18 protein-coding genes and 1 pseudogene are annotated in these 18539 nt (G+C 73.9%); 9 read left to right on the top strand and 10 right to left on the bottom strand.

Annotated elements, in window-relative coordinates; all coding sequences use genetic code 11:
* The first annotated feature begins 66 nt into the window (after positions 1-66).
* Entirely contained in the window at positions 67-1335 is a 1269-nt protein-coding gene (locus AB0C76_RS13465; protein ID WP_359963996.1) for a GNAT family N-acetyltransferase, read from the top strand.
* A 209-nt stretch (positions 1336-1544) separates the two neighbouring features.
* The gene (locus AB0C76_RS13460; RefSeq protein ID WP_359963995.1) at positions 1545-2120 is read left to right on the top strand and encodes a DUF5994 family protein; all 576 of its coding nucleotides are present in this window, start codon (positions 1545-1547) and stop codon (positions 2118-2120) included.
* A gap of 99 nt (positions 2121-2219) precedes the next feature.
* Here the strand turns inward: AB0C76_RS13460 and AB0C76_RS13455 are convergent, their stop codons facing one another.
* Complete coding sequence (locus AB0C76_RS13455) at positions 2220-2402, bottom strand: hypothetical protein (protein ID WP_359963993.1); 183 nt, start codon at positions 2400-2402, stop codon at positions 2220-2222.
* A gap of 230 nt (positions 2403-2632) precedes the next feature.
* Here AB0C76_RS13455 and AB0C76_RS13450 point away from each other — a divergent pair, with 230 nt between their 5' ends.
* On the top strand, positions 2633-3751 hold the full coding sequence (locus tag AB0C76_RS13450) for a metallophosphoesterase (RefSeq protein ID WP_359964069.1): 1119 nt from the start codon (positions 2633-2635) through the stop codon (positions 3749-3751).
* 199 nt (positions 3752-3950) lie between these two features.
* On the opposite strand, the gene AB0C76_RS13445 is transcribed toward AB0C76_RS13450, so the two are convergent.
* Complete coding sequence (locus tag AB0C76_RS13445; RefSeq protein WP_359963991.1) at positions 3951-5450, bottom strand: alpha/beta hydrolase; 1500 nt, start codon at positions 5448-5450, stop codon at positions 3951-3953.
* Positions 5451-5606: 156 nt separating this feature from the next.
* Here AB0C76_RS13445 and AB0C76_RS13440 point away from each other — a divergent pair, with 156 nt between their 5' ends.
* Positions 5607-6557, top strand: a complete 951-nt coding sequence (locus tag AB0C76_RS13440) for a MerR family transcriptional regulator (RefSeq protein ID WP_359963989.1) — start codon at positions 5607-5609, stop codon at positions 6555-6557.
* A gap of 60 nt (positions 6558-6617) precedes the next feature.
* Positions 6618-7340 (top strand): winged helix-turn-helix domain-containing protein, encoded by a 723-nt coding sequence (locus AB0C76_RS13435; protein ID WP_359963987.1) that lies wholly within the window; start codon positions 6618-6620, stop codon positions 7338-7340.
* Here AB0C76_RS13435 and AB0C76_RS13430 read toward each other — a convergent pair.
* The 4 genes from AB0C76_RS13430 to AB0C76_RS13415 form a co-directional block, all read right to left on the bottom strand.
* Entirely contained in the window at positions 7337-7831 is a 495-nt protein-coding gene (locus tag AB0C76_RS13430; protein WP_359963985.1) for a DinB family protein, read from the bottom strand. The genes AB0C76_RS13435 and AB0C76_RS13430 overlap by 4 nt on opposite strands.
* Complete coding sequence (locus AB0C76_RS13425) at positions 7831-8637, bottom strand: VOC family protein (protein ID WP_359963983.1); 807 nt, start codon at positions 8635-8637, stop codon at positions 7831-7833. The genes AB0C76_RS13430 and AB0C76_RS13425 overlap by 1 nt, the downstream gene beginning before the upstream one ends.
* A gap of 180 nt (positions 8638-8817) precedes the next feature.
* Positions 8818-11157, bottom strand: coding sequence for a terpene synthase family protein (locus tag AB0C76_RS13420; RefSeq protein WP_359963981.1), 2340 nt, complete (start codon positions 11155-11157; stop codon positions 8818-8820).
* 354 nt (positions 11158-11511) lie between these two features.
* Positions 11512-11859, bottom strand: a complete 348-nt coding sequence (locus AB0C76_RS13415; RefSeq protein ID WP_359963979.1) for a DoxX family protein — start codon at positions 11857-11859, stop codon at positions 11512-11514.
* A gap of 274 nt (positions 11860-12133) precedes the next feature.
* Here AB0C76_RS13415 and AB0C76_RS13410 point away from each other — a divergent pair, with 274 nt between their 5' ends.
* On the top strand, positions 12134-12733 hold the full coding sequence (locus AB0C76_RS13410) for an HhH-GPD-type base excision DNA repair protein (protein ID WP_359963978.1): 600 nt from the start codon (positions 12134-12136) through the stop codon (positions 12731-12733).
* A 38-nt stretch (positions 12734-12771) separates the two neighbouring features.
* Here the strand turns inward: AB0C76_RS13410 and AB0C76_RS13405 are convergent.
* From AB0C76_RS13405 to AB0C76_RS13395, 3 genes and pseudogenes are all read right to left on the bottom strand, one after another.
* Positions 12772-13062 (bottom strand): annotated as a pseudogene (locus AB0C76_RS13405) (DUF4345 domain-containing protein); the annotation flags it as partial.
* Positions 13063-13248: 186 nt separating this feature from the next.
* Positions 13249-13386 carry a hypothetical protein gene (locus tag AB0C76_RS13400; protein WP_359963976.1) on the bottom strand — a complete coding sequence of 46 codons (138 nt, stop codon included), beginning with the start codon at positions 13384-13386 and terminating at the stop codon, positions 13249-13251.
* A gap of 71 nt (positions 13387-13457) precedes the next feature.
* Entirely contained in the window at positions 13458-14939 is a 1482-nt protein-coding gene (locus AB0C76_RS13395) for an MFS transporter (protein ID WP_359963974.1), read from the bottom strand.
* Positions 14940-15035: 96 nt separating this feature from the next.
* Here AB0C76_RS13395 and AB0C76_RS13390 point away from each other — a divergent pair, with 96 nt between their 5' ends.
* Positions 15036-16010: a YafY family protein gene (locus tag AB0C76_RS13390; protein ID WP_359963972.1), complete on the top strand. Its 975-nt coding sequence runs from the start codon at positions 15036-15038 to the stop codon at positions 16008-16010.
* Positions 16011-16014: 4 nt separating this feature from the next.
* On the opposite strand, the gene AB0C76_RS13385 is transcribed toward AB0C76_RS13390, so the two are convergent.
* The gene (locus AB0C76_RS13385) at positions 16015-16533 is read right to left on the bottom strand and encodes a YbhB/YbcL family Raf kinase inhibitor-like protein (RefSeq protein ID WP_359963970.1); all 519 of its coding nucleotides are present in this window, start codon (positions 16531-16533) and stop codon (positions 16015-16017) included.
* Positions 16534-16616: 83 nt separating this feature from the next.
* On the opposite strand from AB0C76_RS13385, the gene AB0C76_RS13380 reads away from it, so the two are divergent.
* Positions 16617-17270, top strand: coding sequence for a rhomboid family intramembrane serine protease (locus tag AB0C76_RS13380; protein WP_359963968.1), 654 nt, complete (start codon positions 16617-16619; stop codon positions 17268-17270).
* Between the two features lie 97 nt (positions 17271-17367).
* Positions 17368-18534, top strand: coding sequence for a hypothetical protein (locus AB0C76_RS13375; RefSeq protein WP_359963966.1), 1167 nt, complete (start codon positions 17368-17370; stop codon positions 18532-18534).
* Positions 18535-18539 lie beyond the last annotated feature (5 nt).

The raw sequence follows: 18539 nt of genomic DNA, 5'->3' as shown, positions 1-18539 counted from the left end.
CAGGCGGCCGCGGCGGAGTCGGACGATGATGGAATCCAAGGAGAGCGCGACGTCCGAGAGCGGCTTATGGCTGTATGGCATGTCCGGGACTTCACGCCGGACGACCTCGAAGCGGTGGTCCGGCTCGACGCGGAGAGCACCACCACGGGCCGCGCCGCCGTCTTCCGGCTCTCCGACGTGGTCGCCGCCTTGCAGGCGCGGGATCCGAGCGTCGTCGCGGTGGCCGACGGTCGTCTCGTGGGCGCGGCGGTGGCCCGGGTCGACGGGGACCGGGCGTGGGTGCTGCGCATCGCCCTGCACCCCGCCTGGCGGAACCTGGGCATGGGTTCCGCCCTGCTGTCGGCGTTGGAGCACCGTCTGCGGGACGCCGGCGCCAGGATCGTCGCGGCTCTGCTGCCCGACGAGGAGACCGGCGCCGCCGCACTGGTCAACTCCGGGTTCCACCCCCACCGGGGGCTCACGTACTTCGAGAAGTCGGAGGCCGTGAGCGCTCAGGGCGCGACGGTCCTGGCGGCGCTCGGCGCGGTCATGCCCGAGGCCGGCCTCTGGAAGCAGCTCACGGGCATGGCCAACGAGAAACGGCTCATCGAGCGGCGTCTGGTCCTGCCCCTGGCGAACCCCGGGCTGGCGGACGCCCACGGTGTGGAACCACCCCGCGCGGTGGTGCTGTTCGGTCCGCCGGGCACGGGCAAGAGCACGTTCGCCAAGGCCGTGGCCGGCCGGCTCGGCTGGCCGTTCGTCGAGCTCTTCCCCTCCCGGCTCGCGTCCGAGGACGGGCTGGCCAGCGGGCTCGGCCGCCGCTTCGAGGAGGTGGCGCAGCTCGACCACGTGCTGCTCTTCATCGACGAGGTCGAGGAGGTCGCCGGCACGCGCAGCCTCGCCGCCCCCGCATCGGTCGGCGTGGTCAACGAACTCCTCAAGTCGATCGTGCGGTTCCGCGAACGCGATGGCCGGCTGCTCGTCTGCGCCACCAACTCGGTGACCACCCTGGACCCGGCGTTCCTCCGGCACGGCCGGTTCGACTACGTCCTGCCGGTCGGGCCGCCCGACTCCGTCGCCCGCGACGTGCTGTGGGCCGCCTACACCGCGAAGACGGGTACCACCGCCGACACCGCGGTCCTCGCCGAGGCCAGCGAGGGCTTCACCCCCGCCGACATCAGGCAGGTCGCCATGGCGGTCGCCCAGAGCGCGTTCGAGCGCACGCTCGACACCGGGGAGCGGACCCAGCCCAGCACCCAGGACTACCTGGACGCCATCCACCGCACCCGTCCCACCGTTTCCGAGGAGATGGCCCGGGAGTTCGCCGACCAGGCGGTCCGCTACGGGCGCGTCTGAGGACGCCCCACCGTTCCGGGGTGCCCGTCCGAAGGCGGCGGGCGGCGATGCCGACCGCAGCGACCATGCCGGGTTCGGGCCGGACCGGGAGTAACCTGGACATCACCGAAGGCACTTCGCATGCTGGCACCGGATACTGGCGTCGTCTCCGGCGAACGGCAATGCCGGGCCCGACCCCGTGGGCCGGACCCGGAGACAGGTCCTTGGTCATGACCACGACACTCGATCGTGCGACGCCCGCCACCCTGGATTCCACCGTACGGCTCTCCCTCGCGCCCCGTGGCGTGCGGCCGGGCCGACTGGACGGAGCCTGGTGGCCCCGCTCGCGTGATCTCCTTCTCGAACTCCCCGCCCTGGCCGCCGATATCGACGAGCGGTGGGGCCGGATCACCCGGATCACCGTGAACCCCGCGAAGTGGCCCGTCATCCCCCCGCGCATCCCGGTCACCGGGCACACCGTCCACGCGGGCTGGTTCACCACCGAGCAGGACGAGCACACGATCGCGGTGTTCTCCTACGCCCCCCGCAGGCTGAACCTGCTGGTCGTCCCGCCGGAGACGGACGCCGTCGACGCCGCCCGGATGATGGCCGAAGCCGCCCGTCCCGCGAACACCATGGCCGCGAGCGACCTGCTCGCCATGGTGACGGGCGGCGGAGCGCAGCGGCCGGAGCCGCGCTCCGACTTCCTGCCGTCGGCCGTCGCCCCCTCCGACGACGCCGGTGAGGCGGACAGGCGGGCGGACGTCGCCCGCGGCCGGGCCGCCTCCTGGCCGGCACCCGCGTAGTCGGCGGGACGGCCGTGGTCCGCCCGCCACGGCCGCAGGACCACCGCTCCGGACGGACCACCGCCGAGGGTCCGTGGTTCGTCCGGAGCGGACCGCTCGTCAATTCTCGGCGCAGCTTCGCAGGTGGCTGCCCACGCCCTGGAGCCGCGCCCCGGGGCCGAAGCAGACCTCGATCCGGTACGGCGTGTCCTCGAAGACCCTCAGGACGCGCAGCGCACCACTCGGGTGCAGGTCGTACTCGAAGGTGACGCCGTCCGCGCCGTCCTCGTGCCGGACGTCCACCGGCCCCTTCGACGGCTCCGCCGGCGCCAGGGCGTCGGTCGCCGTCCTTGCGGTCCCGGGCCGTCCCGGTCGGGGGTGGCGTGGCGGATGATGGGGGCCGGGACGTGAGGGGTGGCGCAGTGGTCGAGAGTGGATCCGTCGGATCGGAGCCAAGGGCTCGGGTGGGCAGCGAGGGGTCCGGGGGCGCCCGGGACGGGAGCCGGCGGCGGGGTGTCGGGCGGCGGGTGGCCGTGCTCGTCGGCGTTCTCCTGCTCCTGTGCCTCCCGCCCTGGTGGACGCTGTTCGGCTCCGGGGCCGACTGGCCGTTCCCGGTCTTCCTGGCCGGCACCGCCGTCTTCGCCGCCTGGCTGGTCTCCTTCCCCTTCCTGATGGTCGCGGGCCACGGGGCGCGACGGGTCGACCGGGCCGCCCGGGTCGCGGACACCAGCCTCGGCGTCGTCTGGGTGCTGTGGACCTGGTCGGTGCTGGGCGGTCTGGTGAACCTCGTGCTGGGCGGGCTCGACGTCGGCGGGGCCGGGCGGGCCAGGACCGTGGCCCTGGCCGTGGCCGTGGTGTCGGCCGGGCTGCTGGGCTGGGGGCACCACGAGGCGATGCGCGTGCCCCGGGTGAAGCGGCTGGACGTCCGCGTCCCGCGGCTCGGCGGGGGTCTGGACGGGACCCGGGTCGTGGTGCTGGCCGACACCCACTACGGGCCGATCGACCGGGCGGGCTGGTCGGCGCGGGTGGCCGGGGTGGTCAACGCGCTCGACGCGGACGTCGTGGTCCACGCCGGCGACATCGCCGACGGCACGCCGGCCCAGCGCCGGGAGCAGTCCGCGCCGCTCGGGACGATCCGGTCGAAGCTGGCCAGGGTCTACGTCACGGGCAACCACGAGTACGGCGGAGAGGCGCAGGGCTGGCTGGACCGCATGGCGGACCTGGGCTGGGAGCCTCTGCACAACCGGCACGTCGTGGTGGAGCGCGGCGGGGACGCCCTCGTGCTCGCCGGCGTGGACGACGTGACCGCGGAGTCCTCCGGCCTGGCCGGGCACCGCGCGAACCTGATCGGCGCGCTGGAGGGGGCGGACCCCGCCCTGCCGGTGCTGCTCGTCGCCCACCAGCCCAAGTACGTCCCGCAGGCCGCGGCCGCCGGCATCGACCTGCAGGTCTCCGGGCACACCCACGGCGGCCAGATCTGGCCGTTCAACTTCCTCGTCCGGATCGACCAGCCGGTGGTCCACGGCCTGAGCCGGCACGGGGAGCGCACCCAGCTCTACACCAGCCGGGGCACCGGCTTCTGGGGACCGCCCTTCCGGGTCTTCGCCCCCAGTGAGATCACCGTGCTCACCCTGCGCTCGGGCACCGCATAGCCGACCTCCGAGGCGGGCGGGGGCTCGGACCGCACTCCGCGGTCCGAGCCCTTCGTCATCGGTCAGGCGCGGTCGATCAGGACCTGACGCCGTCGGCGCGCCGGTCAGGGACTTCGCCCTGATCCGGAACGCCGGCCGCTCCGCGTCCTTCCGCGAGCGGAGCGGTTCCCGGAGCCCGGAAGGGCGGAAGGGCGGAAGGCTACGCCCGCAGGTGCCGCAGAACCGAAGCGGCGGCGCGGGCGACGGCGTCCCGGACCTCGTCGGTGTGGTCGGCGATCTCGAAGCCGTGGTGCCCGTTCGGGACGTCGATCACCTCCAGCTCCGTCTTGTGCTCCCCCGCTGCCGCGACGAACCCGGCGACCGTCGCCGCGATCGCGTCCGCCTCCAGCCCGGCCCGGGTGAGCACGATCGGCAGCCGGCCCGCCCCGGCCACCGCCTCCGCCGGACGGAAGCGCCGGTCGACGACCTCCCAGCCGGGCAGCGGCGCGAGGACGGGGTAGTTCGCGGCGAGGCAGCGCAGCCAGGACGGGGGCGCGGCGAGCCAGTCGGTGGTCAGCAGGCCGCCGCCGGAGAAGAACCAGAGCGCGATCCGGTCGCCGTCCACGCGCGGGTGGGCGCGCAGCGCCTCGACGGCCGCGGCGATCTCGTCGGCGGCCCGCGGGTACCCGTGGAGCTCGTGCAGGCCGTGCTCGACCGTCGCGCCGACGACGCCGAGGCTCGCCGCGTACCGGCCGTAGCCGACGTACACCGGCCAGTCGCGCGGGGTGGGCCGGGTGCCGGCGGGGACGGGGCCGCCGTGGACGAACAGCACGGCGGGCAGGGGCCCTTCGGCCTCCGGCAGGTAGACGTCGAGGTTCCCGGCCCGCTCGTGCGCGCAGTCCGGCAGCGGGTGGTCCGGGGTGTCCAGGACGTGCGGACGTGAGAACACCGGCGCCTCGGCGGCGGGCGGCGGGGCGATCCGGTGGCCCTCGCCGGCGGCGGCCCGGAGCAGGAGGTCGGCGAGCTCCTCCGGGCGGGAGAGCATCGGCCAGTGGCCGGTGTCGAGGTCGAAGAAGCCCACCCGGGGGTCGGCCAGGAACCGGAACTGCGGCATGCCCGTGCGCACCATGGCCTCGACGCTCGCGATGGTGACGCCGCCCGAGGTGCAGAGGATCCCGGTGGTCGGCACCGAGGCGACGGCGCCGGACAGCCGCAGCGGCTCGACGAGGCTGGTGACGGGCTGCGCGGTGGCCAGCGCGGTGAGCCGGTCGAGCGCCTCGGCGGTGAGGCCGTCGATGCTCCCCCAGCGGTGCCACTCGCCCCGGCCGGGCGCCGGGAGGAGGCCGTCCGCGGGCCGGCGGGCCGGGTCGGTCAGCAGCTCGCGGGCGAGCTGGTCGGGGACGAGCTGGACGGCCCGGTCGCCGTCCACCGGCAGGCCGGCGTCCAGGTAGACGATGCGGGTGAGGCGGTCCGCCCGCCGGTCGGCGGCGCCGAGCACCGGGTGGATGCCGTACTCGTGGCCGACCAGGACGAGCTCGGGGTCGACGGCCGCGTCGATCAGGCGCAGGACGTCCTCGACGTGCGTCTCCAGGCCGGCGCCGCCCCCGCCGGCGAGCGTCGCCTCGTGCACCTCGGCACCGGCCGCGCGGAGCCGGGCGCTCACCTCCCGCCAGATCCAGCCCCCGGTGAAGTGGCCCGGTACCAGCACGAATGCGGTCATGTCGCGTCTCCTCCTCGTTCGTGGTCACCCGACGTCGTGCGCAGTCGCCCGACGTCGTGCGCAGTCACCGGACAACGCCGGTGGTCGCCCGGCCGACCCCCGTCCGGCCGGGCGATGCGGGTACCGTAGGAACTCCCCCTGAGGGAGGTTCAAGCCTTGCCACCGGCCGTCCTGTGGAGCATCGGTGAGCTCGCGGAGCACGCGGGCGTCACCGTCAAGACCGTCCGCTTCTACTCCGACCGCGGCCTGCTGCCCGAAGCCGGGCGCAGTTCCGGCGGCCACCGGCGGTACGGGCCGGAGGCGCTGGAGCGGCTGCGGCTGATCCGCTCGCTGCGCACGCTCGACCTGCCCGTCCCGGAGGTCGGCCGGCTGCTGGAGCGGGACGAGGGGCTGGGCGACGCCCTGGAGGACGCGGTGGCCCGGCAGTTGCGCGAGCTCGGCTCCCAACTCACCGCCCTGCGCTGGCGGGAGGCCGCCCTGCGGCTTCTGCACGAGTGCCCGCCCGAGGAACGCGCGGACCGTCTGACGCTCATCGGCGGGCTGACCACCCCGCCGGACACCACCGCGCTGGCCCGCTTCTGGCGGCGCGCGCTGCCGCTCCGGATGCCCGCCCGGCTGACCGCCGCGATCGTCGACGCGGCCGTCCCGCAGCCCCCGGCGGACCCGGCGCCCGCCCAGGTGCTGGCGTTCGCCCGGCTGAACGCGCTGGCCTCCCAAGGGTGTTCGGGCCCGAGCCACTCCACCGCCGGCAAGGGCGGCTGCCCGAACGAACTCGCCCGCACGGACCACGAGTACCGGCCCGCCGTGCTCTACGAGGGGCTCGGCGAGGCCTACGACCTGGCCTCGGCGGAGCTGCGCGCCGGCCGGGACCCGTACGACGGCGGGGCGCTCGACAACTTCGTCGCCGCCCACGCCGCCTCCCGCTCCGTCCGGGACACCCCGGACTTCCGGCGCCGGCTGCGGATCATGCTCGACGTCACCGACGACCCGGTGATCGCGCGCTACTGGGAGCTCGCCGGCGAACTCACCACACCCGACGAGCCCACCCTCGGCCGGGCGCACGCGTGGTTGCGGGCGGCGCTGGCCGGGCAGCTGGCGGCGGCCTGAAGGCCGGCGGGTAGCGCGTTTCGGCCCCGGCCGAAACGACTCCGCGCGACCATGGGAGGCATGTCGCTCGCCCAGCTGGCCGCCCTGCTCGCCGACCCCACCCGCGCCGCGTTCTGCGGCGCGCTGCTCGACGGCCGCGCCTGGACGGCCGGCGAGCTGGCCCGGCACGCGGGCGTCGCGCCGTCCACGGCGAGCGAGCACCTGTCGCGCCTGATCGCGGGCGGCCTGCTCACCGAGGAGCGGCAGGGGCGGCACCGGTACGTCCGGCTGGCCGGACCCGCCGTCGCCACGCTGATCGAGGACCTCACGGTCTTCGCCGAGACGGCGGCGGGGGACGCCGCCGGCGGGAGCGGGCCCGCCCCGGGCAACCTCCGCGAGGCCACCCGCCGCAGCGCCGAGGCCCGCGCCCGCACCTGCTACGACCACCTGGCCGGGCGCCTCGGCGTGGCCGTCGCCGACGCCATGCTCGACCGCGGCCTGGTCAGCGACGACGCCGGGCTCGCCCTCACCGGGGACGGCCGCAGCTGGCTCGCCGCGCAGGCCATCGACCTGCCGCCCCGGGCGGGCGGCAAGGGCGCCCGCCCCGTGGTCCGCACCTGCCTGGACTGGACGGAACGCCGCACCCATCTCGGCGGGGCGCTGGGCGCGGCACTCTGCCGGACGGCGCTGGAGCGCGCGTGGGTGCGGCGGATCGGCTCCGGCCGGGCCCTGCGCGTCACGCCCGACGGGGACCGCGCACTGCGCGAACTCCTCGGTCTGCAGCTGGAGTCGGAAGCCGCCTAACCCATCGTCTTCGCACCGTCCAAGGACTCCCGCAGGATGTCCGCGTGCCCCGCGTGCTGCGCCGTCTCGGCGAGGACGTGCAGCAGGACGCGCCGAACCGACCACGTCGCCCCCGGCTCGAACCACGGCGCCTTCGGCAGCTCGTGCGCGAGGTCGAGGTCCGGCAGCGTCCGGACCAGCTCGTCCGTCTCCCGGGCCACCTCCTCGTAGCGGGCGAGCAGCCCGGCGAGCGTCTCGCCGTCGAGCATCCGGAACATCGCGGCCCAGTCGTCCTGCGAGCCGCCGCCGCGCTGCATCTCCTCGGCGCCGCCGACCGCGAACCGCATCCAGCGCGCCTCCACCGCGGCGACGTGCTTGATCAGGCCGCCCAGGCACAGTTCGCCGGCCGTGGTGCGGCGGGCGGCCTGCTCGTCGGTGAGGTCGCGGACGGTGTACCGCAGGAAGCCGCGGTGCTTGTCGAGCGTTGCGACGAGGTCCTCGCGCTCGCCCATCAGGCGTCCGTCAGGGTGGGCATGTCGCCGGCGGTCGTCCCCGTGTCGATGATCCCGAAGGCGGCGCCCTGCGGGTCGCCGACCACCGCGAACCGGCCGAACGGGCTGTCCATCGGCTCCATGTGCACGGTGCCGCCGCCCGCGCGCAGCCGGACGATCGCCGCGTCGACGTCGGCCACCGCGAAGTACACGCTCACGTACGAGGGCACCTCGGGCGGCAGGTCCGCCGGGCCCATCGCCATCCGGCCCAGCACCGGCTGCTCACCGAGCCGGAAGATCTTGTAGTCGACCTGCTCGCTGCCCATCTTCTGCACGCCGTACGGGAAGACCGCCGGGAAGAACCCGTCCGCCTCGGCCGGGTCGCGGGTCACCACCTCGGCCCAGCAGTACGCGCCGGGCTCGCCCTGCTTCTCGAAGCCCTCGTGCGTGCCGGCCTGCCAGACGCCGAACACGACACCGCCCGGGTCCCGCGCGATCACCATCGTGCCGAACCCGCCGACCTGCATCGGGCCCATCAGCACCTCGCCGCCGTTGCCGCGGATCTTCTCCGCGGTGGCGGCGGCGTCCGGCGAGGCGAGGTACAGGCACCAGGCGGACCGGGCCTGCGTGCCGTCCGGGCCGGGCATCGGCGGCACGACGGCGGCGACGGCCCTGCCGTCGGAGTAGGCCTGCGTGTAGTTGCCGAACTCCGACGAGCTCTCGCCGAAGGTCCAGCCCAGGACGTCGCCGTAGAAGGCCTTGGCGCCCTCCAGGTCGCTGAACATCGCGTCGGCCCAGCAGGGTGTGCCTTCAGGTAGCGCGGCCATCTGTCTGCCCTCTCGTGCGGCTCTGGTACGGATCTCGTACGGCTCTCACGTGGCGTTTACGCCCGTTTTGCCCCTGTTCCGTCACCCTAGCCAGTCCCCCCGCCGCCCGCGCGCCCGCACCCGGCGCGGCCGGTCGGAGCCCGCCCCGACCGGCCGCGCCACGCCCCTCGCCCTCGCCGGCTACCCGACCAGCGCCGAGGCCACGCGGGCCGCCGACGTGCCCAGCCCCGTCGGTCCAGCCGGCACCCCGCCCGGTCGCGGCACCTCCGCCCGCGGCACGACCCGCCCCTCGCGCCCGAAGTGCCGCTTCAGGTCCGTCTCGGCGTACCGGCGGCACTCCCGGTGCCAGTTCAAGATGCCGGCGATCCAGTTCTCCAGTTCCCCGACGTACCCGCCGAGCAGCCCGCGCGCCGCGCCGTCGAGCCCGAGGTCGTCGAACAGGACCGGGAGTTCCTTCTCCGCGACGTGCCGGAACTGGGCGAGCCGCGAGTGCATCAGGTCGTCGACGATCCGGACGGCCGACGGGTAGTCGCAGCCGAAGAAGTTCTGGACCACCAGGACCAGGTTGTGCAGCTCGCCCTCGTACTCGATCTCCTTCTGGTACGAGAACAGGTCGTTGATCATGCAGGCGTAGTCGGCCGCCGAGTTCTCCAGCGAGCGCATCACCCCGTGCTCGTACACCTCGGGCGGCACGGTCTGCCCGTGGCCGATCCGGCTGAGGCTCATCGTGAGGTCGGAGCCGAAGGTGGCCCGGCGCATCTCCAGGTAGTCGACCGGGTCCGGGATGCGGTGCTGCACCTGGTTGGAGAGCTCCCAGAGCCAGCTGAGCAGCATGTCCTCGATGCTCTTGCGGAGCGTCCGCCGGGCGTCGACGGCCATCGGCTCCGCCGTCCGCTCCCAGATGTCGGCCAGGCCCCGCTCCAGGGCGTTGGCCGGCTCGACCGCCGGGCCGGCGCCGTCGACCGGCATGAACAGCGGCAACCGCTCGACGGCGAGCCTGGCGCCGGCCAGGTCGCGGGTGCTCCCGTAGACCCGGGGGAAGTAGTCGTCCGCCCAGGTACCCCACAGCAACCAGGCCGAGCCGATGTCGAGTTGGCCGGCCGTGGCGTCCGGGTGCATGCCCGCCATGCAGAGCGGGAGGTCGTAGTCGCGGGTGGACTCGGCCGTCCAGAGCGCGGACCCGGGGACGCCCGGCAGGTCGTCCAGCAAGCCCATCCGCTGGGCCCATTCGACGGCCCGGTCGCGCGCGCCCGCCAGGTGGGGGCTCAGGGTCAGCGGGAACGGCACCTTGAACTCGGGCAGTTGGGACGGCCCGACCTGCTGGAACGGCACGTGGCCGTGCGAACGCGCACGCCGCACCGCAGGATCCACCGCGCCCGGCCCGACGGGCGCCGGCGGCACCTCCGGCGCGGGCCCGCCGCCGCGCACCAGGTCCAGCGCCGACGTGCCGATCCCGCTGATCGCGAACGGGTCCCAACCGGCTCGGCGGTCAAGGACATCGGCGGAATCGCCCGGTTCCGCCGCCGTGCCGCCACCGTTCATGTAGCGGCTCGACCGCAGGTGCCACTCGTGCCCGCCGGACTGCCAGTCCTGCAGTCCCTTGACGTACGTCAGCACCTTGGCGCGGCCGATCGGTTCGAGCCCGGTCTCGGCGAACAGCACCGGCAGTTCGGTGAACACGGTGTTCTCGAACTGCTGGAGCCGCGAGGTGAGCAGGTCGTTGACCGCCTCGGCGGCCTCCTGGGTGGAGCACTCCAGGAACCGCTCCAGCACCAGGATGCCGTTGCTCAGCTCGCCCTCGTCCTCCACCTCCCGCTGGTAGGAGAAGATGTCGTTGCGCAGGTGCACGGCGTCGGCGAAGGCGTCCATCAGCACCCGCAGCGCGCGCGAACCCGAGACCTCCTTCGGCACCTCGGCCCCGGCGGCCACCTCGACCAGCTGCGCGGACCACGGCGCACCGCCGACCTTGCGGCGCATCTCGATGTACTCGACCGGGTTGGCGACCCGGCCGGCGTTGATGTTGGAGAGCTCCCACAGCGACTCGTCGAGCAGGTTCCGGGTGCTCTCGGCGAAGCGGACCCGCCAGTCCTCGCCCATCGTCGGCACGGTGCGCCGCCAGAGGTCGGCCAGGCCCGCCTCGACCGGGTTCTCCGGCTCGGGGACCGGTGCGGCCGGGTCGGCCGGCATGAACAGCGGCAGCCGGTCGAGGTGCGCCTTGCCGCCCTCGCGGTCGTTGGTCCGCTTGTACATGTCGAGGAAGTGGTCGTCGAAGAAGAAGACCCACACGTACCAGTCGGTGACCAGCGACAGCGCCTCGGCGGAGGCGTCGGGGTGGGTGTAGGCGCAGAGCAGGCCGTAGTCGTGGGCGTCGAGGTCCGCCCGGTCCCAGATGCCGGACCCCTCCAGCATGCCCATCTCCCGCGCCCAGTCGCACGAGTGCGCGCGGGCCGCGTCGAGATGCGGGTTGAGGCGTGCCGGGTGCGGCACGTAGAAGGACGGCAGTTCGAACGGCTGGGTCACGGCGGGCGGGCCTTTCTGGACGCGTCGACTTGGACCAAGGATGACGCGCGCCCCCTTCCCGGCACCGGCACAACGAGAACAGTCATATGAGATGACCCACTTGCTCGAACCCCCGGTCGAACTTCCGCCCGAGCGACGGCCAACGGTGGCTCACCCGTGCGGAATCGGGTGTCCCACGGCTCCATCCGCCACAACCACCCGGCCAGCGGAGCGCACACCGGCACGGCACGCGCCACCCGTGCAACGTCCTCACCACGCACGCACCACCCACGAGCCCCCACCACCCCGAACGGCCGGAAGGACGGGCCGAGTTCGGCCGGTCCTTCCCGGGAGGCGCACTGCGGTACCGGCCGCTCAGGCCGCCAGACCGAGGACCAGCGAAGCCGCCGCCGGCGCGAGGTAGACCAGCGGGAACGGGACGTGCGCGTAGTGGCGGGCACGGACGACGGTGAGCGCGGCGCCGGCGAAGTAGAGGATCAGGCCGACGGCGGCGAGGCGGCCGATCCCCGGGACGACGAGGCCCACCAGGAGGCCGGCCGCGCCCGCGGCCTTGGCGATCCCGAGCCAGACCCACCAGCTGCGCGGGACGCCGTACTGGGCGAGCGGCTCGACGACGTACTTGGCTCCGGCGAAGACCGAGCCGGCCGAGAATCCGGCCATGACGGCGCCGAGGACGGTGACGATGACGTAGGCCACGGACATTGAAGTGCTCCCCACTCGGTGGCTGGTTGGTCCGACACTCCATCGACCCGCCGGGAGCGGAGAGTGTGACCGCCACGGGGAAAAAAATGTTCCGCGCAGCGGTGGAGTGTTGGCACCGGACACCCCCAACAACCGCTCCGCCAACGAACAAACCAGCTCCGCCAAGGCCTCGATCCCCAAGACTTCCGCTCCTACGGGCGTGTTGACCACCGCCCCTCCCGCCCCGTCGACCAGACTGGGCGCCTACCCGACCGATCCACTTCGAGGAGGGCCCATGGACGTCACCGTTCGGCTCGCACAGCAGCCCGAGGCCGATGAACTGCTCGGACGCAGCGCGCTCGCCGCGCTCGTCGGCATGCTGCTGGACCAACAGGTGCCCATGGAGTGGGCGTTCACCGGCCCGCTGACCATCGCCCATCGGCTCGGACGGAAGGACCTGGACGCCCACGAGATCGCCACGTACAACCCCGAGGAGTTCGTGGCCCTGCTCTCCGCGAAGCCGGCCGTGCACCGCTACCCGGCCGCGATGGCCAAGCGGGTGCAGCAGCTCTGCCAGTTCCTCGTGGCGCAGTACGACGGCGACGCCGCCGCACTGTGGAAGGACGCCAGGACGGGCAAGGAGTTGCTGAGCCGGCTCAACGCGCTCCCCGGCTTCGGCAAGCAGAAGTCCCAGATCTTCCTGGCACTGCTCGGCAAGCAGTACGGCGTGCGGCCGGACGGCTGGCGCGAGGCGGCCGGCGCGTACGGCGAGGAGGGCGCGCACCGCTCGGTCGCCGACATCACCGGGCCCGAATCACTCGTTCTGGTAAGGGAGTTCAAGCAGGAGGCGAAGCGCGCCGCGAAGGAGGCCAAGGCCACCGCCAAGGCGCACTGAGCCGCCCGACCGCCCGACCGCCCGACCGCCGGACCGGCTCAGGCCGCCGGACCGGCCGCGGCCCTGCGCTCGTCGGCGTCCGCCAGCCGGAAGTACACCGTCGGCAGCCCGAGTTCGAGCGCGGCCGGCACCGCCTGGAACGCGCCCGGCCAGCCCGCCGCCGCGAGCGACAGCAGCCGTCCGGCGCCGCCGAGCAGGAACAGGCCGGCGAGCCACCGGACGGTGCGCGCCGGGATCGTCGCCTGCCGGGCGAGCCGGATCCAGGCGGCGCCGAACCCGGCGAAGATCGCGCCCATGAAGCGGCCCCAGCTGTCGGTCCTCGCCCCGGCGTGCTCCTCACCGGGAGCAGGGCGTTCCCCACCAGCCTCCGCCCGTTGCTGCCCGTCGACCCGGCCCCCGACCGGCCGCGCCGCGCCGCAGAGGTCAGTTGAGGCGCCGGTGGGCGCACCGCGCCCGGATCCGCCGGACGAAGTACCGTCGCTCCCCGAGCGGACCAGCACAGCTGTTTTCCGCCATCAACTCGCGGTGCACCGGGCCGGTACGGCCGCGCACTCGTGCACGCGCCCGCCGGGGAACTCCGGCTCCAGCCGCCGCGCCGGGCGGTCGTACCCGACCGAGCGCAGCACCGGGGACTCCACCGCCGTACGGTCCACGACCCGTTCCGGTGTGCGCACGAGGGCCCCGGCCGCGCATCGCGACCGGGGCCCCTGCCCGCACGGAACCGTCAGACCAGCTCGGGCTCCCGCGCCTCGACACCCGCGTCCGACTCCGTACCCACGGCGACGGCCTTCCGGCGCGGCAGCGCGAACATCAGCAGGAACACCACCACCAGCACCCCCGCGACCCACCACATCGCGTGGACGAAGGCCCCGCTGAACGCGTCGCCCACCGCCGTCGGCGCGACGACGTCGTCCATCGCCCCGAAGAAGGCCACCGACACCAGGCCGAGCCCGAGCGCGTTGCCCACCTGCTGCACGGTGTTGATCAGGCCCGACGCCGACCCGGCGTGCTCGCGCGGCACCTCCGCCAGGATCGCGTCGGTGATCGGCGCGACGATCAGCCCCATCCCGAGGCCCATCACGACCAGCGGCAGCGCCATCTGCCAGGGCGCGATCGCCGTCCCGTAGCGGTGCGCCTCCCAGATGTAGGTGAGCACGCCCGCCGCCATCACCAGCGCGCCGGTCTGCAGCACCCGGCGCCCGAACCGCGGCACCAGCTTCTGCACGGACAGCCCGGCGGCCGTCGAGACCGCGAGCGAGAACGGGATCCCGGTCGAACCGGCCTTCAGCGGGCTCCAGCCGAGGCCCATCTGCATGTAGAGGGTCCACACCAGGAAGAAGATCCCGCAGACCACGCCGAAGGTGAGCTGCACGCCGATCCCGGCCGCGAAGGACTTCACCCGGAACAGCGAGAGCTCCACCAGGGGCGAGCCGTCCCGCCGTGCCTTGGCCTTCTCGTACACCACGAACAGCGTGAACACCACGAGGCTGCCGGCCATCGACAGGTACCCCCAGAGCGGCCAGCCGGCCTCCCGCCCGTGCGTCAGCGGGTAGATCAGCATCAGCAGGCCGACGCTCGCGAGGGCCACGCCCGCCAGGTCGAGCTTGAGGGCCTTCTCGGCCTTCGACTCGGTGATGAACCGGCGCCCGGCCAGCAGCCCGGCCAGGCCCACCGGCAGGTTGATCAGGAAGATCGGCCGCCAGGCCAGGCCGAGGAGGTCCCACTCGGTGAGCAGCGCGCCGATCAGCGGACCGGAGACGGCGCCCAGGCCGACCACCGCGCCGAACATGCCGAACACCTTGCCGCGCTCCTCCGCCGGGAAGGTCGCGTGGATGATCGAGAGCACCTGCGGCACCATGAGGGCGGCCGTGCCGCCCTGGAGCACCCGCATCGCGACCAGCATGTCCGGGCCGGTGGCCAGGCCGCACAGTGCGGACGCGAGCGTGAAGCCGCCGATGCCGATCAGGAACAGCCGCTTGCGGCCGTAGATGTCGCCGAGGCGCCCGCCGGTGATCAGGCCGATCGCGAAGGCCAGCGCGTAGCCGCCGGTCACCCACTGGATGGCGCTGAAGGAGGCGCCGGTGTCCTCCTGGATGCTGGGGACGGCGATGTTGACGATGGTCACGTCCACCAGGTCCATGAAGGAGGCGACCATCACGATCGCCAGCGCGATCCACCTCCGCCGGTCGGTGTCCACTGTGCTCATCACACGCTCCTCGTTCGTCTCGCTCGTCGGCACGTGGACGACGGTAGGGGACATGTAGGCCAGGTCCTGTCCCAGTTCTCCGGCATCCTGGACGGCATGACCGACACCCCGGCCCGCCTGCTGAACCTGCTCTCCCTGCTGCAGACCCCGCGCGAGTGGCCCGGCAGCGAGCTCGCCGAGCGGCTCGGCGTCAGCGCCCGGACGATCCGGCGGGACATCGACCGGCTGCGCGACCTCGGCTACCCGGTGCAGGCGACGATGGGCGCGATCGGGGGCTACCGGCTGGTCGCGGGGACGGCGATGCCGCCGCTGCTGCTGGACGACGAGGAGGCGGTCGCCATCGCGGTCGGGCTGCGGGCCGCGGCCGGGCACGCGGTGGTGGGCATCGAGGAGGCGTCCGTCCGGGCCCTGGGCAAGCTGCTCCAGGTGCTGCCCGCACGACTCCGGCACCGGGTGGGCGCACTCAACACGGCCACCGTGCCGCTGATGACCGGGGACGGCCCGACCGTCGACCCGGACGACCTCACCCTGCTCGCCGGCGCCGTCGCCAACCACGAGCGCCTGCGCTTCGCCTACCGGGCCCGCGACGGCGCCGAGACCCGCCGCAACGTCGAGCCCGAGCGACTGGTCTCCACCGGCCGCCGCTGGTACCTGGTCGGCTTCGACCTGGACCGGGACGACTGGCGGCTGTTCCGGGTCGACCGGCTCCGCGAGCCCTTCGCCACCGGCGCGCGGTTCACCCCGCGCCCGCTGCCCGCCGAGGACGCCGCCACGTTCGTGGCCGACAAGCTGCGCCGCCGGAACACGGCGTACACCATGGTCGCCACCGTGCACCGCCCCGCCGACGAGGTCGACCGCTGGATGCCGTGGACCGGGGAGTACCGGATCGAGCCGATCGACGACCGCACCTGCCGACTGCACTCGCGGGGCGACTCGCTCAAGTGGCTGGCGTCCGGACTGCTGCTGCTCGACTGCGAGTTCGAGGTGCACGAGCCCCCGGAGCTGATCGCCCACCTGCGCACCCTGGCCGGCCGCGCCACCCGCGCGGCCGACCTGGCCGGTCCTCCCTGAGGCGTCAGACCCCGAACTCGGCGGTGAGCAGCGCCCGGCCGAGGGTGTGGAAGGTGAGGTGGAAGCCGACCTGGGCCGGCGGGGTGTCGGCGGAGACGTCCAGCTTCTCGACGTCGAGCGCGTGCACCGCGAAGACGTAGCGGTGCGGGGCGCCGGGCGGCGGGGCGGCGCCGTCGTACCGGTTGCCCGGGAAGTCGTTGCGCCCGTGGAAGGAGGCCGCGCCCGGCAGGGCGTCGTCCGAGGAGCCCGCGCCGCGCGGCAGTTCGGTCGTGTCGGCGGGCAGGTTCAGCGCGAGCCAGTGCCACCAGCCGGAGCCGGTCGGCGCGTCCGGGTCGTAGCAGGTGACGGCGATGCCGCGGGTGCCCTCCGGCAGGCCCGACCAGGACAGCTGCGGCGAGAGGTTGCCGCCGGCGTGGATGAACTCCTGCGCCAGCGTGCCGCCTTCGGTGATGTCCGCGCTGGTCAGCGGGAAGGACGGCACCTGCGGCAGGAACTCGTACGGAAGCGGCGGACGGACACTCATGGCGTGCACCTCTCACGGTCGGAATGACACCGGTCACTGTAACGGGGTGCACGTCCGATCCGGTCGCCCCTAAAGTCGACACCATGGCCTCGAAATTCGCCCAGCTGCTCTCGGACTCCCGCCGCGCGCTGTTCACCATGCTCGGGATCCAGGCCGTCATCTGGTCCGTGCAGGTGCTGAACTGGCTGGACGACTACGGCCTGTCCCAGGAGTTCGGTCTGCGCCCGGAGCGGGTCGGCGACCTGCCCGAGATGTTCACCATGCCTTTCCTGCACTTCAGTTGGGACCACATCGTCTCCAACTCCTGGCCGCTGTTCGTGCTCGGCTTCCTGGCCGCCTACCGGGGCATGCGGAAGTTCCTGCTGGCCAGCCTGGTGATCGTGGTCTCCGGCGGGCTGACGGTCTGGCTGCTGGAGAGCCCGAACACCGTGACGGCCGGGGCGAGCGGCATGGTCTACGGCTACCTCGGCTACGTGGTGCTGCGCGGGGTCCTCGACCGCAACCTGCCGGACGCGGCGGTCGGCCTCGGCGTCGCCGCGGTCTACTGGACCAGCCTGGTCGGCGTGCTCCCCGTCGCCCACGGCGTCAGCTGGCTGGGCCACCTCGGCGGGCTGGTCGGCGGACTGGCCGCCGCCGTCCTGCTCCGCAACCAGGCGGCGCCGAAGCCGGCGCCCGCGCCCGCACCCGCCGACTCCCGCTCCGCCCTGCTCAAGGAGCTGGACGACCTGGGCCTCTAGCCCGTTCGGCGCAGCGCCTGGCCGGCCAGGTATAGACCAATCCGAACCCCTGGGGCTAGCGTGGGCGGCGCCCCCGCCCCCTGCTCCGGAGCCGCACGTGGAGTCGTCCGTCCTCGCCTTCGCCACCGACCTGCTGGACGAGGGCCCCGACACCTTCTTCGGCAACCTCGCCGACCGCGCCGGGGTCGGCGGCGTCACCCTCGCCTCGGTCTACCACGAGGCCCGGGACGTCTTCCCGCACAACCCCCGCCGGGTGGTCCGCTACCTGGAGCCGGGCGCCGCCTACTTCCGCCCCGACCCGGCCCGCTGGCGGGGCCGCCGCCTCGCGCCCGTCCCGTCCACCGCCATCGGGGACCGCGACCCGTTCGCCGAGGCCGCCGCCGAGACCCGCCGCCGGGGCCTCGGGCTGCACGCCTGGACGGTGTTCTGCCACAACGACCGGCTCGGCTTCACCCACCCCGACTGCGCCCCGGCCAACGCCTTCGGCGACCGCCACCTCACCGAGCTGTGCCCGGCGAACCCGGAGGTCCGCGAGTACGCGCACACCCTCGTCGCCGACCTGTCGCGCTACGGCGTGGACGCGGTCCGGGCCGAGTCGTTGCACTTCCACGGCCTGCGCCACGGCTACCACCACGAACGCTACTTCGAGGAGCTCGGCCCCGTCGCCGAGGCGCTGCTCGGCGTCTGCTTCTGCCCGCACTGCCGCACGGCCGCCACCGGCGCGGGCGTCCCGGCCGACGAGGTCGCCGAGGCCGTGCGCAGCGAACTGCGCCGCCGCCTCGCCGACGAGACGGCCGCCGGCGAGCCCGGGGCGCTGGACGAGCTCGCGGACGGCGCGTTCGCCGCCTACGTGGACGCCTCCGCCGCGACGGTCACCTCGCTGGCCGCCGAGCTGTCCGCGCAAGCCCGTCGCCACGGCATGCGGCTGAGCTTCATGGACGGCGGCGGCCCCGGCAAGGGGTGGCTGTCCGGCATCGACCTGCCCGCGCTCGCCGGGGCCGCGGACCAGATCGAGACGCTCGGCTACGCGAGGACCCCCGAGGCCGTCCGGGAGAAGATCGCCGCCTTCGCCCTGCACGGCGTCCGCCCACAGGACATGGCGGTGATCCTGCGCCCGATGTCCTCGGACTGCGACGGACCGGAGAACCTCGCCGCCAAGCTCGCCGTCCTGCGCGACCTCGGCGTACCCGAGGTCGAGTTCTACAACTACGGCCTGATGCGCCTGTCCTCGCTCGACCGGATCGGGGCCGCGCTCCGCGCGTAGGGCCC

Source organism: Kitasatospora sp. NPDC048722, assembly GCF_040650235.1.
In the GTDB taxonomy this organism is placed as follows: Bacteria; Actinomycetota; Actinomycetes; order Streptomycetales; family Streptomycetaceae; genus Kitasatospora.
The sequence above is the reverse complement of the archived record's forward strand: the minus strand, read 5'-3'. Positions and strand labels throughout refer to the sequence as shown.

What these genes read in the sequence shown, in the direction of transcription:
- AB0C76_RS13445 (WP_359963991.1), bottom strand. Translation starts at nt 5,450, where the DNA reads ATGACCGCATTCGTGCTGGTACCGGGCCACTTCACCGGGGGCTGGATC.
- AB0C76_RS13390 (WP_359963972.1), top strand. Translation starts at nt 15,036, where the DNA reads ATGACCGACACCCCGGCCCGCCTGCTGAACCTGCTCTCCCTGCTGCAG.
- AB0C76_RS13410 (WP_359963978.1), top strand. Translation starts at nt 12,134, where the DNA reads ATGGACGTCACCGTTCGGCTCGCACAGCAGCCCGAGGCCGATGAACTG.
- AB0C76_RS13385 (WP_359963970.1), bottom strand. Translation starts at nt 16,533, where the DNA reads ATGAGTGTCCGTCCGCCGCTTCCGTACGAGTTCCTGCCGCAGGTGCCG.
- AB0C76_RS13460 (WP_359963995.1), top strand. Translation starts at nt 1,545, where the DNA reads ATGACCACGACACTCGATCGTGCGACGCCCGCCACCCTGGATTCCACC.
- AB0C76_RS13395 (WP_359963974.1), bottom strand. Translation starts at nt 14,939, where the DNA reads ATGAGCACAGTGGACACCGACCGGCGGAGGTGGATCGCGCTGGCGATC.
- AB0C76_RS13465 (WP_359963996.1), top strand. Translation starts at nt 67, where the DNA reads ATGGCTGTATGGCATGTCCGGGACTTCACGCCGGACGACCTCGAAGCG.
- AB0C76_RS13430 (WP_359963985.1), bottom strand. Translation starts at nt 7,831, where the DNA reads ATGGGCGAGCGCGAGGACCTCGTCGCAACGCTCGACAAGCACCGCGGC.
- AB0C76_RS13425 (WP_359963983.1), bottom strand. Translation starts at nt 8,637, where the DNA reads ATGGCCGCGCTACCTGAAGGCACACCCTGCTGGGCCGACGCGATGTTC.
- AB0C76_RS13415 (WP_359963979.1), bottom strand. Translation starts at nt 11,859, where the DNA reads ATGTCCGTGGCCTACGTCATCGTCACCGTCCTCGGCGCCGTCATGGCC.
- AB0C76_RS13380 (WP_359963968.1), top strand. Translation starts at nt 16,617, where the DNA reads ATGGCCTCGAAATTCGCCCAGCTGCTCTCGGACTCCCGCCGCGCGCTG.
- AB0C76_RS13435 (WP_359963987.1), top strand. Translation starts at nt 6,618, where the DNA reads ATGTCGCTCGCCCAGCTGGCCGCCCTGCTCGCCGACCCCACCCGCGCC.